At 43.9% G+C, this 16908-nt stretch carries 8 protein-coding genes; all 8 read right to left on the reverse strand.

Translation table 11 applies throughout. From position 1 onward, the window contains the following. On the reverse strand, positions 1–428 hold a 428-nt coding region (locus tag VIM72_RS13395), incomplete at its 3' end, for a hypothetical protein (RefSeq protein ID WP_332003334.1). Positions 429–462: 34 nt separating this feature from the next. Next, positions 463–1257 carry a hypothetical protein gene (locus tag VIM72_RS13400; protein WP_332003335.1) on the reverse strand — a complete coding sequence of 265 codons (795 nt, stop codon included), beginning with the start codon at positions 1255–1257 and terminating at the stop codon, positions 463–465. 18 nt (positions 1258–1275) lie between these two features. Then, a complete protein-coding gene (locus tag VIM72_RS13405; protein WP_332003336.1) occupies positions 1276–7725 on the reverse strand; it encodes a hypothetical protein in 6450 nt (2149 codons plus the stop codon). Positions 7726–7793: 68 nt separating this feature from the next. Next, the gene (locus VIM72_RS13410) at positions 7794–8291 is read right to left on the reverse strand and encodes a hypothetical protein (RefSeq protein WP_332003337.1); all 498 of its coding nucleotides are present in this window, start codon (positions 8289–8291) and stop codon (positions 7794–7796) included. A 26-nt stretch (positions 8292–8317) separates the two neighbouring features. Next, entirely contained in the window at positions 8318–9421 is a 1104-nt protein-coding gene (locus VIM72_RS13415; protein ID WP_332003338.1) for a hypothetical protein, read from the reverse strand. 6 nt (positions 9422–9427) lie between these two features. Continuing rightward, positions 9428–11965 carry a hypothetical protein gene (locus VIM72_RS13420; protein ID WP_332003339.1) on the reverse strand — a complete coding sequence of 846 codons (2538 nt, stop codon included), beginning with the start codon at positions 11963–11965 and terminating at the stop codon, positions 9428–9430. Between the two features lie 104 nt (positions 11966–12069). Continuing rightward, a complete protein-coding gene (locus VIM72_RS13425; protein WP_332003340.1) occupies positions 12070–15627 on the reverse strand; it encodes a PKD domain-containing protein in 3558 nt (1185 codons plus the stop codon). Between the two features lie 1092 nt (positions 15628–16719). Next, the coding region (locus tag VIM72_RS13430; protein WP_332003341.1) for a prolyl oligopeptidase family serine peptidase at positions 16720–16908 on the reverse strand (189 nt) is incomplete at its 5' end.

Below are 16908 nucleotides of genomic sequence, written 5' to 3' on the forward strand. Positions count from 1 at the left end.
ACCTTATAGGCATTGGAAAAAGAATAAATATTCTCTCCCTGGTAGGGCGCCAGCCAGGCGGTATCATAATCAATATTCAACCGCGCATGCTCAATGGTGATCGGGTCGTCCTGGTCGGGCTGACTCCAGTATTCTATTTTCAGATCGAGTTCGCACTTGAAAGGCTTATCGATCCGGTAGGTAGAATCCCGGTACAAACCGAAAGTAACGATGTTATTTACGAGCTTGTTATTGATCGATTTCCAGTCAAAGGCATCATTCCGGAATTTTTCATCCTTAATAACAAGGGTATCTCCTTTTTTTATCTTTCCCTGCAGCCGTTTCTGGTAGGACTCTACCTGCGCGCTGGCAACATGCATCGTTCCCAGCAGCAGCAACAGTACACAGCATACACTGCAACAGAGAATATTTAATTTTCTATAACCCATAGGTAAAGGGCATTAATGGTGAATAGGTTAACACTTAAAGCGTTGATATCAATTTGAAATGACTATAAGCCGCAGCAGGTTTCCAGCCTGCTCCTTCCTTCTGCAGGTAGGTAGACAAACTAAGCCGGCGGCCATCTGTAATCACCTCATTCCATTTATTGAAAACCGTGGTGATCTCCCTGTCCATCTTTCTGTTCAGCGGATCTTCCAGGTTGGTTAAACGCATATAAATGCTATTCAATTTCCCGGCACTACGGTCATAGGTAATTTTCAACTCCTTACAGGTAACATGGCGTTCACAAAGCAGTTGCACGGTTGTTAAATTATCGGTGTGCGTGGTATTGATAGCATAGCTATCGCTCTCCCAGAGTGCAATGATACTATCCACTGGTAACTGGGGAGCCGCCACTACCTCTTTGGGAGGTGAAACAAATAGTTTCTCAATTCCCCGGTTAGCCGAAATACACACGTCTTTCAGCTGGATCATTTCATTATCGCCCAGCTGATAATACATTTCTGCATTTCTCCTGCAATAATTAAATGTAGCATTCACATTTTCTGTCGGCTCCGCCGGATCACTGATCCGGATACTACCTCCCATATCAATCACAGACAACGTATCGACACGCCTGTAAATAGCAATGATCTGTCCGAGCAATGCAGCATCCTCCCGTTGAAAATGGGTTGCTTCTTCCGCTACTGCTGCCTGTTCTTTCGCGGGAGACCACCAGCTGCTCAGCAAAGGCCGGCCGCCTATGGCCAGTCCAACCACCATTACTGCCGACACGAATAAAATGATAAACTTTCCACTTATATGATACTTCTTCATCTTTCAATATTAAGGCGGTTAATTTTTCGCCCTGTAGGAAGAGCGGTTTTCTTTAATCGTCATGATTCCCCGGTCTGTTTCCTTCTTCAACCTGATCAGGGTACCTTCATCATCATACTCATACAGTGTGGCCAGGTTATTTTCATCCAATTGCGCCATGAGTCGCTGGTTTTGAGGATCATATGCATAGGTTTTAATATTGCCGGCAACAGGTAAAATACGTATGTCGTCTATCCTTGTAGCACTGCCTGCAGACAGGGTTAGGGCAGTAGAAGATGCGGTTGGACCCGCATAAAATCTGAGCTCTACCAGCTTCCATCCTTCTACCGAAGCTTTTACTGTGAGGGGCCGGTCAACGTCATTAATACTCACTTTCAGATCGGAGGTACTACCAGCAGGTTGTGCATCTTTTACCCAGGCAGAAAAAATGTACTCTGCACCTGGCTTCGGCGCAAATCCCATCGGGTAAACATTAGGCCTGGTCGTACGCATATATTCACCCAGGTCAGAAAAATCCAGGTAAGGCAGGGTATGATGCACATTTTCATGCGGATGCGTGTATAACACCAGCGGGCTGTTTAGCTTCAGACTGTATTTACCGGTGTGAGCGATCTTGTTATCCAGCCAGTCTGTATACTGTCCCTTGTCACGGATCATTACGAACATGTTGAAGCTGTCTTTCGGATTACTATTTTCCGGAATAGCCTTCACCCGATATGCATAATCCTCAAATCCATCGTAAAATATTTCCCGCTGCATCGCATTGGAAGCCACTGCAGCAGTAAGTGTATTATTAAAACTAAACAGTGCGCTTTTGAAAATTCCCAATGGATCTTTTGATTCCAGGCCATTTCCCTGGGCGTCAAAAAGAGTAGCAGTACCGGTGCTGACCCATTTTTCATTATTTACATAAGTGGGCTTCCACAAATTATCGGTCACTGAGAAATACCAGTAAGGAGTAAAGTTCTGATAAGCCCCACCCTTCCTGATATCAGGCACAGACAGCTGTTGCCCGGTCCTGTTCACCAGGAAAGCTTTCTGCTCTATTGGGCGCCAGTTTCCGAGGAATCCATACAAGAAGGGATTCATCTGAAAAATGATGGGTGTGACATAATCCTCTTTACTTATCAGCGTACCTAACGCCCCCTGAAGTTCCACTACATCGGCGGGATAACGTATCAGATCTTCCGATGAATAAGCGATAATATTTGTATAATTACCGGTGCTATATAATTCATAAGCCGATTTATTATAGATCTCCGCAGCAAAACCGGCTTCCTGATCCTTGGAATTACGACCCATGACCCGGAAATTATGTTTACCAGGAAGCAGATTTCTTAATTCAAAAACATGCCATTTTCTATGATTGCTTAGCTTCTCTTCCGTGAGCTTTCTCACTTCCACACCATCGATATATACATACACCTCATCATTACCACCCAGACCAAGAGAATAGCTGGCAGCTGATTCCAGTGTTATGTTGGTGTTGTAAGAATACCAAAGTGGATTATTTAGCGGATTCTTATACCGGGGATACATCCCAATGGCTGTTAATCTTCCGGTGTTACCATTCCCTCCCCAGAAATAACCTTTTCTGTTACCATATTCCGCACCATTCTGATCGTAAAAGCTCGTTCCGTCATTCCCATCCTCGCTATCTTTGTACTGTGCATAATAGGGCCACATGCGGTCGTTTGCATCAGGATTTCTGATATACACACCTCTGTCCGGGCGCTCATAGTCATACGGATCTGGAATGCCCTCCATTTTAAGCCGGGCACCCCAGGACTGATCGTACAATGTTACATTGGCATCCAGCACACCCAGGGAAGCCAGTTCATCGTTTGTATCTGTTGTAAAACGGAAAGCTCCATTTTGCACCGGGTTTTTCAAACACACCACGGAAGCTCCGGGGGCAGTTAGCTGGTTCCGGTATCCGGAGCGGGCCAACTTTACGTCGCTTTTAAAATTAATCGCCACATTCCCGTCCTTGTTGATAAGCTTATAGGACGGGTCCTGGTCTCCCTTGGTCAGTGTTTTTACCACCCAGTAAATTGAATTCTGCCCCTTCAGATCAATCAATTCATCTCCTGTAGTCACAAAGCTGGTATAGCCAGATCTAATTTTCCCTTTAAAATCTGTCTCGAAATTCCGGATAAGGGCATTGTTATTTTTATACGCGCCAGACATGCCGCTATTCATCCAGTATGCCGGCATATTTACCTGGTATACGGGATCATCAAACTCGTTATTAGTCGTGGTAACTACCGGATCGCCGGTAATAGCATCGTACAACGTATTTTTAGTGGTAACAGTAGATCCATTAATGGTTTTCACGACCCGGTCCAGTACCCCGGAATACTGCACAGTTTTTAACACCGATGCTGAACGGAACAACCGGTACTCATCGTTCTGACTCATGGGCCAGTGTGGGATCACCCACGGTATGGGGAAACCGGGTATCATATCAAAACCCGCGCGGATGGTCCGGCCTGTGTTGCTGGTTTCTTCTTCCCGCATGTCCACCATCATTTCTATCTCTCTACCTATAACCTGGTTCTGCGTAATCTCTCCTTTTTCGTTCACTACATCCACGTTATTCACGAGCGTTTGCGTGCCTACCCCCAGTGGTTTTGCATTGAAGTAGTAACTTGTGTTGGCAATCTCCGCCCCCGACTGGTTAAATACTCTTTCCGCTTTGGGCTTGCCATGCATGTCGTTCAGTTTCACCACATACCCCTGGGATAGTACCAGTTCATGTGCTACATTGGAACCAATAAAACTAAACCATCCTTTGGAGTCATAATTATATGCCTCCGGAATTTGATCATAGCTTACCTGTACCGGAAAATCCTTTGAGGTATAGAATTCATGCTGTACCCATCCCGTTTTAGGAGCGGCTTCCACCACGCCTTCAGCATTCAGATTTTTTACCATCACTTTGCTATAACCCACTACCGGTGACGGGAATAAGGTTTCTCCAAAGGGTTTCTCCAGGTAGTAATAGTTATTGAGGCCCCCCTTTACATCTTCGGTATAAGGTACCGGTAAACGCAGGGGATTTTCATCGCCACCTATTGCCGGCTCATAGCTGGCCACACCACTGCTGATTGTTTTTCCATTCCAGGTAGTGGTATACGTATATTCCTGACCGTAGGTAGCACCGGTTAAAGGCTCACCACTGATCGTATCCCAGATATCTGATATTCTGACACGCTTTACCCGGGCCGCACCGCCCAGTTTCATTCCATCCACTTTTGCAATACGTCCAAAACTCTTTTTCAGATCCACATTGCGGGCAAATCTTTTCCGCTCTGCTCTTTTATAGAAGTTCCCCGTAATTTCACTGAGGTTACTGATGGAGTTCACAAGGGCGCCCAATGCGGCCTGTATAGGCATATCGTCGGAGATCCTGTTCTTATAACCGGGATAAGCATACCTGGGATATTCTAATCTCATTTTCTGCCAGGCGGAAAAAATGAAGGGATTCGAGGTCACATTTCCTTCGCTCATGGTTTCGAATATAACCGCTACATTTCCACCGGCTTTTTCTATCACATCTATCACCTTTCCATAACAGGGAACATAATCGCAGCTACTTTCAGCCGTACCATTGTCGGGTTTATCCGTCAGATTCACAAATAGCTTAACGTAAAAATCCCTTTCACCATTCAGGTAACGCGTGATAAAATCATTTTTCTTTTCTTCCGCGGAGGCTCCCTTCAGGCTTTCTTTAATATTGATCATGAAACCGCGGGCAGCAAATAAGTCGGGGGCCTGGTTACCGTCTTTATCTACCAACTGGGTCAGTTCCACCATCTGCATCGCCGGTTTATCCTGTACATAAGCATAGTCGCCGGATTCATAGTCTACGTGAATTTCTCCGCCTGTCGGCAAACTAATATCCGTCAGATTCCAGGCACTGGCATTCTGATCAGCGATCGCCTTATCCTGTGTACTATAAGGGAAGCGGTCATTATTTAAATTATTCAAGCCGGATTTGGCCGCTTTATAATTACCCCACCTGTCGGTAGAGAGATATTCATAATCGGGATTCTTGCCCGTATATTTGAAAGTATAGGGAAAATGTTTCCCTTTGGTAGAAGCACCATAGGTAAAGTGCAAACCCGTTAAGGTAAGTTTACCACTACCGGCAACAGCCTGGTTGGGTACTTTCTGACAGAGCGTGTATTCATAGTTGAATACCGCTGTTTTTATGGGTGTTGTAAGATCTTTCTTAGAATACAGGCGGACTTCCTTCAAGCAACGCTGTCTGCCATTGGCGGTATTGTCTATAGCTCCGGTGATACCGGTAACACCTAATGCATCATTCCTGCTGTCCAACAGGAAAAACATGACCTTATTTTTTGTTTCGATGGAATTTAAAAGCCATATTTCCTTCTCCCCATATACGATGCTACTTTTATCATCATCCTGATCAGCATTCAATGCTTTGTTATACAGCGCCCTATTCGGCTTCATCGGAGAGCGCCACTTGTAATTACCGTTTACCTTTGTATAGTTAAATTTAATGGCAGTACCCAGGTCATCATCTGAAATACCGTCGCCTGTTACATCTACATAATCGGGCGACAATATCGCAGACAACAGGAAAGCCGATGCATACGCAGGCTGCGTTTCCTTATGAAAATATTTATCAATGCCGTAATTGTGCTGAATTCCTCCATCGGGTTTCAGCGAAAATCCTACGAGGTTTCTGTCTTCCTCCTTCACTGCATTCGGATCTGTGGCAAATGAATACTCCTCCTGTACCTTGTTATAAACGGGCAGGCTGTATACCATTCTTTTCCCGTCGTCTCCTGTGACTGTAAATTCAGAAAGATGCGTACCATATCTTGACTCTGTTACTGCGGAAGGTAGCGCGGGCGTAAAACCAGTTACTTTGTTCTCCCGGTAATCTTCTTTCATTCTTATCACGCCACCCTTGTAGGCTTCTGAGGCGGTGAGATAGGAAATGGCATTACGTCTTACCTGTCTTGTTTTCTTTGTCAGCCGGTTGGGTGTGGATATGGGATAAGTATTATTATATCCGTCTTTCAGTTCACTTTTGCTGCCGAGTCCATCCAAAGACACATGCACTACGTCTTCGCCTCTGATCAATGTCTCATAGTCATTGTTCCCCACATTCTTCTCATCCATCTGCTTAAAATAGGCATGCTCTTCGAGGGTATTATCGGTGTTCTTATAATCAGCTACTTCATTGAATAGGTTATCGTTTTTCCACTTCCCGGTTTTGTTGGATACATCCTGCTTATAAAACGTGACCCCACCATGAAAGTATAATCCAAAACCCAGATCTACCCCAAGGGTAGTGGTGTTATTCGCGTCATTGACAGCAGGGTCAAACACCACGCCTGAACCGCCGCGTTGCAGGCGGAATTGCCCGCTTCCCAGCTGGCTGGAATAGGAAAAAATATCGGCCGTAGCGATCGGAATCGCAATGTTTGGCATGTTGGGAATCACCGCATTATCTTTCTCCCGCATGAAATCCATTACTGCGTTGGGCACGTCTTTACCCTGGTTCGCATACAGGTATCCGTATGCCGGATTAGTATTAATCCTGTTCAGTATTTCGCGTTTATACCGGTAGCCGGTAAGTCCCACGCCCGCAAAAGCACCAGCGCCGGAAGGCCCTACATCTATACTGTAGCTACGGTTGGTAGACCTATAGGGCACCCCGATATGCGGATAAAAAGGTGGTGTGTTATAAGTGAATCCGATGCCGCCTACATCAAAACTGGAGGAACCCGGTTGATTATCCCGATCTCTCGTGGTTATACCGAAAGAGCCGTTCAGTGTGAGGCTTTTCAGCCCCTGGCGGGTATTATAACCAAGATTGGCCGACAGCCCTACGTTCGTGGTCTTATTTTCATTCGACTTATCATATAAAGCCAGCGTGATATTAGGCGATACATCCACACCGTTACTGGTATTGGACATCAGGCCCACGCCCAGTCCGGGTGTTAAGGCACCGCTCCCGCGTGTAAGAGAGATACCGGCATTTATGCCGAATTCCGCTCCTATACCGGTATACGTATCACTGAAGATACCGAGCGACAAAGAGCCTTTCAAGCCAATCAGTTTCGCCCCGCCAAAGAACTCCGCTTTAACAGTTCCCCGGCCACCGGTTGTTGTTTTAGGCGCCGTATAATGTTCCGTGATCACCTTATCTCCGTTCATATCATCCGGAATACCCCTTAGGCTCCGGTTAATGGCGCCTACATTGAGATTCCAGCCCAGTCCTACCCAGCTGGCCTCATCATCCATTCCTACACCGGACTGGTAATTTAAATTAATGGGATAACCATCAATATCCATTATCGGAATATTGTATTTAAACGCACCGGTAAACAGGTCGACCGTTTCACTGGTACCTGCTTCCGCAAACTGTTTGCTTTCCGGTTGAGAAGGACCGGTGGTAAGTGCCCATGCAGCACAGGGTATCAATATCTGGAAGGCAAGTAAGCCTAGAAAAAAAATTGCAATGGACTTTCTGAATATTATGTTTCCTGGAATCATAACCTGCTGCTTAATGAGTCTATACTATTGATATGTGTTACCTGGAAGGGAAACACCAATTTATGATGCGTATACATCCAATCATTCATCACGAAATACAATACGGCTGTTCCTGCCGGCACGGCCCTTTTGAACGTGGTCAGGTATTCTGCTGAAGAGGTACTTCCATTCGGAATTCGCTGCGTAAACTGTGCCGCCAGCGTATCACCGCCCGCTACCAGCCAAAACAGGGTATCTACGCTTACCGCCTGCATTTTCCGGTTTTCTTCCCCGGAGGAAGCTGGCAGGGCAACGTTTAACTTAAATGTCATTTCCCCTGCTGCATCCGGATTTTCCCTTCCCAGCATCCGTTCCCACTGCACTGGCAGGTAACTGGCCCTTACCTTGATACCCCCTGCATCCTGTTCCTGAACCAGCGCCTGGCCATTGTTGGCATAAAAAGCTTTTATTTCTTTCTTTCCTGAATGACAGGCAGACATTAACCACCCTATCATCACGGATATTATTAAGTATTTCATCGCTATTCCGTTTCACTTTTATAAAGAAATCTTAATTGTTTTTCTTCACCGTTAGGCAGCTTCAACTCCAGCAGGTAATAGTAGCCATCCACGAATGACCTGTTCTCTGCCAGGGGTATAACCACATGGTTATTTCCCCGATTCAGTTTGATCGCCGGTAGTTTACGCATTTCCAGTTCGGGTTTGGTGATGCAACGGATCTTATAATTCAGTGGGGCTTTGTCGTACACATTTTCTACGGCAAACAGCACTTTTCCGCGTGCTACATAAAAATTACCTTTTGTCAGATCTGTGATATCCCTGAAGCTTTCCGGTACTTCTGCCGCGGTTTCCTCTTCGCAGAACACCGTAAAATCCCATATCCCGGAGTTTACCAGCAGCATATCATTTTTGTAGGCGCTTACCTGCCACACGTAAGTTTTTCCCTGCACAAGATCTTTTGCCAGAGAAGGATAGAAAAGCATGGGAGAATTAATGCCCAGCTGGTTAATCAAAGGCATATTGTAATTAAGTGCTTCTACCTTTGCCTGTCCGGGTTTCACTTCCGTGAGTACGAGCCGGTATTGCACACCCGGAACAGCCGGCAATAGTGGTTGCCAGAAAAAGGGGGGGCGCTTGTTACAGATCTTGTCTTCTTCTGCCGGGCTCAATAGCAACAAGGGAGAAAACGGCTGGAGGTAATAATCGAAGCACTGGTCGCCCAGGGTTTCGCCCTGGTGCGACTGATCACCGGCATTCAATTCAAAACAATATTCGTAATCTCCTTCCGTAAAGTAGCCGGACTGGCGACAGATAGTGGCCACCTTATTTTCTGCAAAGCGGATGGCGGATCTGGCAATCAATCCACCCGGTAAGGAATTGGTGCCGGGCATTAACTGAAAGGCAGGTGTTTTTATACTGACAATATTGCCGGCGCCGGCAGCAGATACTTTTACGGTAAGACTTACCAGTTGCGACTGGCTGCCGGTATTAGCCAGCTTCACCTGCAACAGGCCATCCAATGTGCGGCCATGCAGCTCCGGGATAAAAACAAAGGATACCTGGGCACGGAGTTGAACAGTACAAAACAGCATCAAAAAAATCACTCCCTGATAAAACTTTAACATAGGTACTTAATTCAATTGGTAAGAAATAGCCAGTTCACTTCTGAAGTTGCCAAACAGATAGTTCTGTGGTGTATTCAACAGGCTTTTACGGCAGTCAACATACATATTCACATTTAACCTGGACAGCACACTGGCGCCCGCTGTTTGTCTGAAGCCCAGTTGCTGCACCACCGCCTTATTATCCAGGTAGGTAATACCGCTGCTACAGCTTATTTTCTTCAACACCTGGTAGGTCCATCCCGTTTCCACCGTCAGGAGGTTGGCATACACCGCTTCTCCCTTAATGTCTTTATTGTAAAACAGGTTTACCGAAAGGACATGCGAGCTGATCACCAGGTTGTGGTTAATATTAATATTCAGTAAGGTGCTGTATTGCGGTAAAATATCGATCTGCTGGTATCCCAGCATAATATTGCTGTTGTATGGAAGTGTGGCCATTTTTCCCTGCACCTGTGAAGCGAGCGATAATTGCCGGGTCATATACTGAAAGGATGCGGCTTTTTCACCGGTGCTTTTCATGGCCGACTGGTTAAAACGCGCATCAAAGGCGATCTTCTTATTCAGTTTCCAGCGGCCATCAATAGCAAACTGCCTGTTTTTCCATTTACTGGAAGTCAATGCCGAAGAACTGATATCCTGGAAATCAGATCTTACTCCCAGCACCAGTTTATTTTTATACCAATTCCTTTTCAGTTTTAATCCGTAACGAATCGTTCCTCTTCCTGCTCCGGGAGAAGCCGGGTTATTATATCCCAGGCCAGAATAGCTGACATAGGCACGCTGGTTCATATTCCACTCAGTTACCTGCCCGTTGTAGTCGAGCCCCACAGACAAGGTTTCCCAGAAATCGTTGAACAGCGATAATGCAGCGGCTTTACTGGCCAGCATTGGGTCATCACCCACTGCCGAATTCTTAAACTGGTTATTGGACTTTGATAATTGTGCGGCGATACGGCCATAACTACCCAGGCTGATATCTTCCGAAAAAGCGCCTACAAAAGTATTTCTAGGTAAATTCAGGGTAGTATACTGCCGGCGGGAATCGCTTTTGGTATTGGCGTTCACCACCCCTACATGGCTGTGTGGCTGCGTAATATCACCGGCGCCCATTTGCAGGAACTGCATGCTGTAAGCACCCGGATCAAGCGAGGAATTAAAAGCAAGGTCTTTTATTGTTCCGCCATCGATACGCTTTCCGGCACCCAGCATCAGGAATTTATTATTGCTCAGAAAACTGGTTTGTATACCAGACATAAACAGATCCTGTACCCCACCTTTACTTCCGGAAGCCGCAATGTTACCGATATCGAGTTGTTTGGCACTTAATAACAGGCGTTGCAGACCGCTCAATGGCAACAGTTCTTTAATGTTCCTTATTTTGTTGCTCTCCTCTTCCAGTAGCCTGTTGATTTTACCTCCGGCCACCCGTTCGTCTGAGATAATAGATTTAGCCTGCAGGCCTTCTTCTACTTCTTTCTTCAGCGCAAAAACGCCCGCCATATATTTTCTGGCAGCACTGGCTGTACGGAAGTGTTCCAACAGTCCATTGAGGCTGCTGTCGGTCAGCGGATGTGCCAGTAAGATACTATCCTGCAATGCCGCAACAGCCGGCTCAAGATCTTCCGCTGTAAGGCCCAGGGCTCTATTGTTCATTAACTCATTCCGTAGTTGCAACGAATCCAGCTGGATGATATGATCGCTGTTGAGCAATTGACCGAAGGCGGCAGACTGCTTTTCTCCCAGCTCCGTGAGTTTTTGCCGGAGCGCTTCCAACCGACTGCTGGCAAAGGATTTTACCGCGCTTTTGACATCAATGTCTTTCAGAAAGTATTTTTTGAGGTCATATTTCTTTTCTACTATGCTGTTGAGGCGTTTTACATAAGCGTCTTTATCAAATGAAAACTTCACGAGCGACTGATCCGCAAAGGGATTGTTCCAGGTACTTTGTCCTGAAATATTCGAATAGCCCACGTTAACGGGTATATTCTTTATCATCAGCTGATCCGCTATTGTAACGCTGGCACCCAGTACAGGCATGCCCGGCGTATTTTCTGCGAAAGCACCGGCACTGGCTTCTTTAAGACTGTTACTATACGCACCGGTATTTAACAGCTTATTCACGCCCGTTTCATCCCGTAAGGCATAGAAGCCCCGCAGTTTATCCGCGATGTATTGACGGATACGGGCAGTGTCTTTGATGGTACTCATGCCTTGCTGCAACAGCGCGAGCTGCTGTTTACCGGCTGAATTACTGATAAACTGAAAAAATTCCTGCCGGGCGGATTCCTGCAGATATTTGCCGGCGCCTACATCCGGAACAGCCGGAAGATTTTGCCGGAGATATGCTTTAGCCGGCGTCATGACTGACCTTTTGTTCAGTGAGTCAGCCAATATCATCTGCAACATAGGGTTACCCATAGGCAACACAGCTCTTTTGGCCTCTTCCTCCAATTGCTTAACGACGGCATTTACTTTTGCCGTTTGAGCATGAACGGTGACGGAAAGTAGCACACAGGTACACCACGCCGCTATAACTTTTGCCATATAAAAATTTTCATGGTATAGGGATTATTTATCTGGGAAGCAGCAGGGGCACTATCGGGGGAAGCAACCCTGCTGCGGATTAATTTTCTTGTACTATTAGCACATTAATCTACTTTCTCAACGATCACTGCATTCATAAAACACAAACCCCAAACATCCGGCATATAGCAACCAATTTTTATAGTTTCGCCATCTTTTAAATAACCTGTATAAGAAAGATAGTTGTTAACATTATCCTTACCTACAATTGTATTATCACATACTCCATTACTGCTACCCATTTTTACCCAAATTTTTGATGGTGCAAAATCAGCTGTAGTACTTGAAAGTATCTTCAAATTGTAAGTACCGGCAGGCAGGCCCATTCCAGGTATACCAATTACTTCATAGTTATAGTTTTGCGTAGCTGGGTTAAAATTCAAAGCATAATTTAACCTCGCGCTTTTAGAAACAACCGCTGGAAAAATATCGGTATAAATGTTAGCAGGAGCTTCATTGTCATTCCCATAATTACCACCATACTTTTGCCAATGAGTTGGATCAGTACTAACAGTATTGATTGCCCAACCTGATACAGGGTCTGTTGCTGTTTGAATTGATGTTGTTGGGTCGCCTGCTAAAGTTGCCCAGTCAGGATGAGAAGCAGCGGTTGTATTAGCGAAATTAAATTTGCCGAAATTGGTTCTTGGATTAGCCGTTGTTGTTTTTTCAATCAATAATATTGCAACGGTCTGACCATAATAGGATATATTCTGATTGAATTGAAAATTAGCTAAAGCGGACATATTCATAACTATCTCTCCGGATGCATTCGGTTTAACATTATAATGATCAGTTGTAAACATCGTGTTAAAACCCTCCAATCTACTTTGAGCGATACTGCCGTTCAATTCTGACCTGGTACCAGTTTTATTATTTGAATTAAATAAAGCTCCTGAAGTATTAGAGTTGTATATAATTACATCATAATATTTATTCACGTCCAGTCCGGTTAACTTCCATTGCGCTGGATTAACATTTGAGTATTTGAATGCTGTTTTGAACATATCAGCACTCATACCCATGTAATTATGATTAAGTCCATCAGTTGTAATTCCGTCAGGGTTGCTAACTACTGTAAAACCTTTTGTACTTGTACCATTTTTAATGTCTTTCAAATTTGATACAGTTGTATTGTTAGCCGCTGAAGTAACGTTGTTGATAGTATATAAGTTAAAAGTTGAATTACTACCAAGATTCAACATATAATATTTACGATCTTTAGCAGTTGTCAGACTATCCAAAACTGTATTCAATCGGTTTGTAAAATTCATTTTATCAGTTCCATTATTCAATTTATCCACAATTAATTTTGCTCTGGACCAATCATAAAACTTCAATTTTTCTTCTGCTTTTGTAACATAATTATTACAGGTAGTTGTTAAATTTTTGCTGTGAAAAAGTAAAAAGTCAGTTTCAAAATCAAATGGGGCAATTCTTTTATCATAAACATAATTATTCCATGTACCCTTATCATGTTCACTATTCCAGGCTATTAACGTTAATGGAGGGTATATACCTTTTGGATTCGCAGCATTGATGCTATTAACATCATCTAAGGTTGAATATTGAGAAGTGAACGGAACTCTTGTATCGTTATAAGAATGGACAAACAAAAATGGTATATCTTTTACTATATCTCCATTCCCTGTAAGTGCCACATCATTAAAAGTTGTATTGGAAGCGATACCACCAGCTAACAGATTTGGATTACCTAAAGCAACGTTAGTTGTGCCTGCGCCGCCAGAAGACAAACCAGTTACATATACTCTATTTGAATCAATTGCATATCCATTAACAGCATAATTAACTGCTTTTTGTGTGGTTGCTAAAGTCCAATATCCATCATGCAATTGAGGAGAAATAACAACACATTGCATAGGAAACAACTTATTATGCAAAAAGTATGGTAATCCTTCAGCTTCCAGTAATAATTGATTAATATCATCGTTATTCTCAACGCCATTAACTCCAACTCCATGCAAGAATATTATTAAAGGATAACCTCCTGGTTTTAATGAATCATAACCTTGCGGCAGGTAAACCCATGTTTTCAAATTTGGGTTATTAGAATCATACTTGTTGTCTAAATAACCTCCTGAACTAAACATCTCCGATGGTCTGGCAACTGATACATCAATATCATCAGTGTAAGTTGAACCATGATTATCAGTGACAGTTAAACGATATGTAGACCTGGCAGCAACAGGAATTCCTGTAACTCCTGTATTTATACCGTTTACGTTTGAAAATGTAACACCAGTTATATTAGAAACAACTGACCATTGATAGGAGGCAACTGAAAGAGAAGGATTGTTGATTGTTACGTTTCCATAAAAGTTGGTAGTACTAACATTTTCATTTAAATATTGATCTAAACCTGCATTGACACTTATTCCATTCCCTCCTGGCCCCCCTGGGATATTATCATCAACTACAGCTTTGACTATATTACTCCAGTTGGAAAAGTACCCGTCCCGGAAATAGATCCGCATTCGGTAAAAGCTGCTATCAGGGCTGATAGCAAGTGTGTTTTCAGAAGGCGATGTAATAGTTTTAAAATCATTATAGGAGCCGTTTATATAAGCGCTCCGTTGTACAATGTACTTAACAACATCGGTATTGGAAGTAAAATAGCTGGCGAGTGCATTCCTCATTGCATTAAACATTACCTGGTACCCCTGGTCATTCAAATGGATATTATCGCTGAACTGCAATGAAGGTTTTAATACATCAGGATTAGCAGGATCTTCCAGGAGGTGATAAGCATAGATGCATCTGGCTCCGAAAGTTTTACGCAGGTTATCTGCAGTTTGTCTCAGTTTAAGGCGCTGTGAAGCTCCGAAAGCCGTACGGGGAATACTGCTCATTACCAACAACTGTACACCAGCTTTTTTGCAGGCTTCATCTATCATCAAGGTATTAGAGAGCGCCTCTTCTGTAGACATCTCGCCGCCACTGGCCTGGGATGCATAGTCGTTACCGGTATTAATGAGGATAATAATATTATTTCCATCAGCAATTGCCTTGGTAACGTTTGCCGTCGAGTCTACAAAGCTATTGCTGCCTGTAGGCGCCAGATTTCGGGAATTATATCCATCTTTACAATAGTTCGTCAGCCGTGCATTGGAAGATACTGCATAAATATAAGCCTGCAGCTTTCCGGCAATGGAGTTGGCCGGTGTACTGGCATAACTCCCCGCCCCCTGGCTGTCTCCAATCAAGGCTATCTTCGGCGACTGATACAGCTCCCTGTCTGACTGCCACCATTTAAGCTGCAAACTATTGGCATCAATAGACATAGCAGCCAGCGAAACAGGCGGCACACCAACACCTCCACCGCCGGAGAACCTTACCGGTATAGTATCCTGTCCGGCAATAGCGATGGCACTATCTCCTATATTTTCCAGGGAAAGCTTTTTAAATACTGTATTTCCATCGCCCTGGTTATATAAAAAGCCCTGTATATTTTTGGAAGCATTTTTAACCTGGAGCTCAGCACCAACAACCATGACAGTATCTTGCTTAACTCTGAATGTTGATTGCCCAAGAGCCAGAGAGGTTATGGTTAACAAGGCGAGTGTTAATAACACTCGAAGTTTCTTGAAAAATTGCTTTTTCATTACTAGGTATTTTTAGGGATGTTTGAATCACGTAGCCGTTCGTACCTCTTTTGGCATTCTGTACCCTCTGTTGGATTTCCGGATCAGCAACTTGACCGAACGAAAAATACAATAACATCGAACTTAAACATATAAATCATAGATACCAGGATCTGGAATAAGGGTACAAAACTGCAGTTACTATCAACAAGATATTTTAATAGTATCATACAATATCAAGGGATTTATCCGGGGATAAGATACAGGAGATATAGGCACAAAAAAATCACGAATATGCAGAACGTCCACAATCTTATATAGGTAAGGTACATGACATTGTATAAAAAAAATCCTTGTTGGATTAACTTATTTGGGTGACTGTTTTCATAAAACTAAGGTACAGGCTAGAGGTACAAAAAACAATAACACTTTCATGTAATTAATTATATTCGGAATTCAGATCAACCATAATTACCTTCCATGAAGTAGTTAACTACATGTTTGTTAAGTGTTTTTTGTGTTGCCGGCCTTTCCCCAGTCTAGTTTTTAGATTAAAAGGTACACCCTGCTCAAACTAATCCCCTGGAGGATGTGCAAGATGCACTTCACGTGTTTAATAGGATCTTGAGATAATATATACAAATATTTAATCGCACTGTCTCCACCTATCGCAGTATCGCTTTTATGCATCTACGAGCCAGCTTATATGTATCATCATCAGCAAAAAGTTATTCTTCTCTAATACAGTCCTGTAAAGAACCTCTGCACTTGATAGATCATTAATGTCTTTAAGTATTTATACAATATCTTCATGACAATAATGCCAATTACCAATAAGAATCTCTGATAAAACATCTACAAAGTCAGTATCAAACTCTAAACGGCTTAAACTAAATCCCAAAAGCAAATTTGAAAACCTGCCGGCAGGCACTTACACTTTTGGCGCTTATCCGGGCAACTGGGAAGGAGCAGTATCCAGCACTGTTACCCTTAGCAGCAGCGACGTTGGCCCGGATGGTTATATTGTAGTGACGTTAACTTATTGGGTAGAATAATTTAACCTGGTTGATATAGAGAAGAGGTGATACATCTTACGATATCACCTCTTTTTATTTACTGCGTTTGTTTGCAGGAGAAGAGCCAGTCGAGCACCCCCGGTGTACTATACAGCTGCATAATGATATTATGCGCCGCATCCGGGTATTCATTATACCGGGGCGTGCCGCCTGCTGCTTTCAGCGCCTTGATCATATTCCGCGAACCGCTTACCGGCACGTTCCTGTCGTTAGCCCCGTGAAACGC

The organism is Chitinophaga sp. (assembly GCF_036569185.1).
Taxonomy (GTDB): domain Bacteria; phylum Bacteroidota; class Bacteroidia; order Chitinophagales; family Chitinophagaceae; genus Chitinophaga.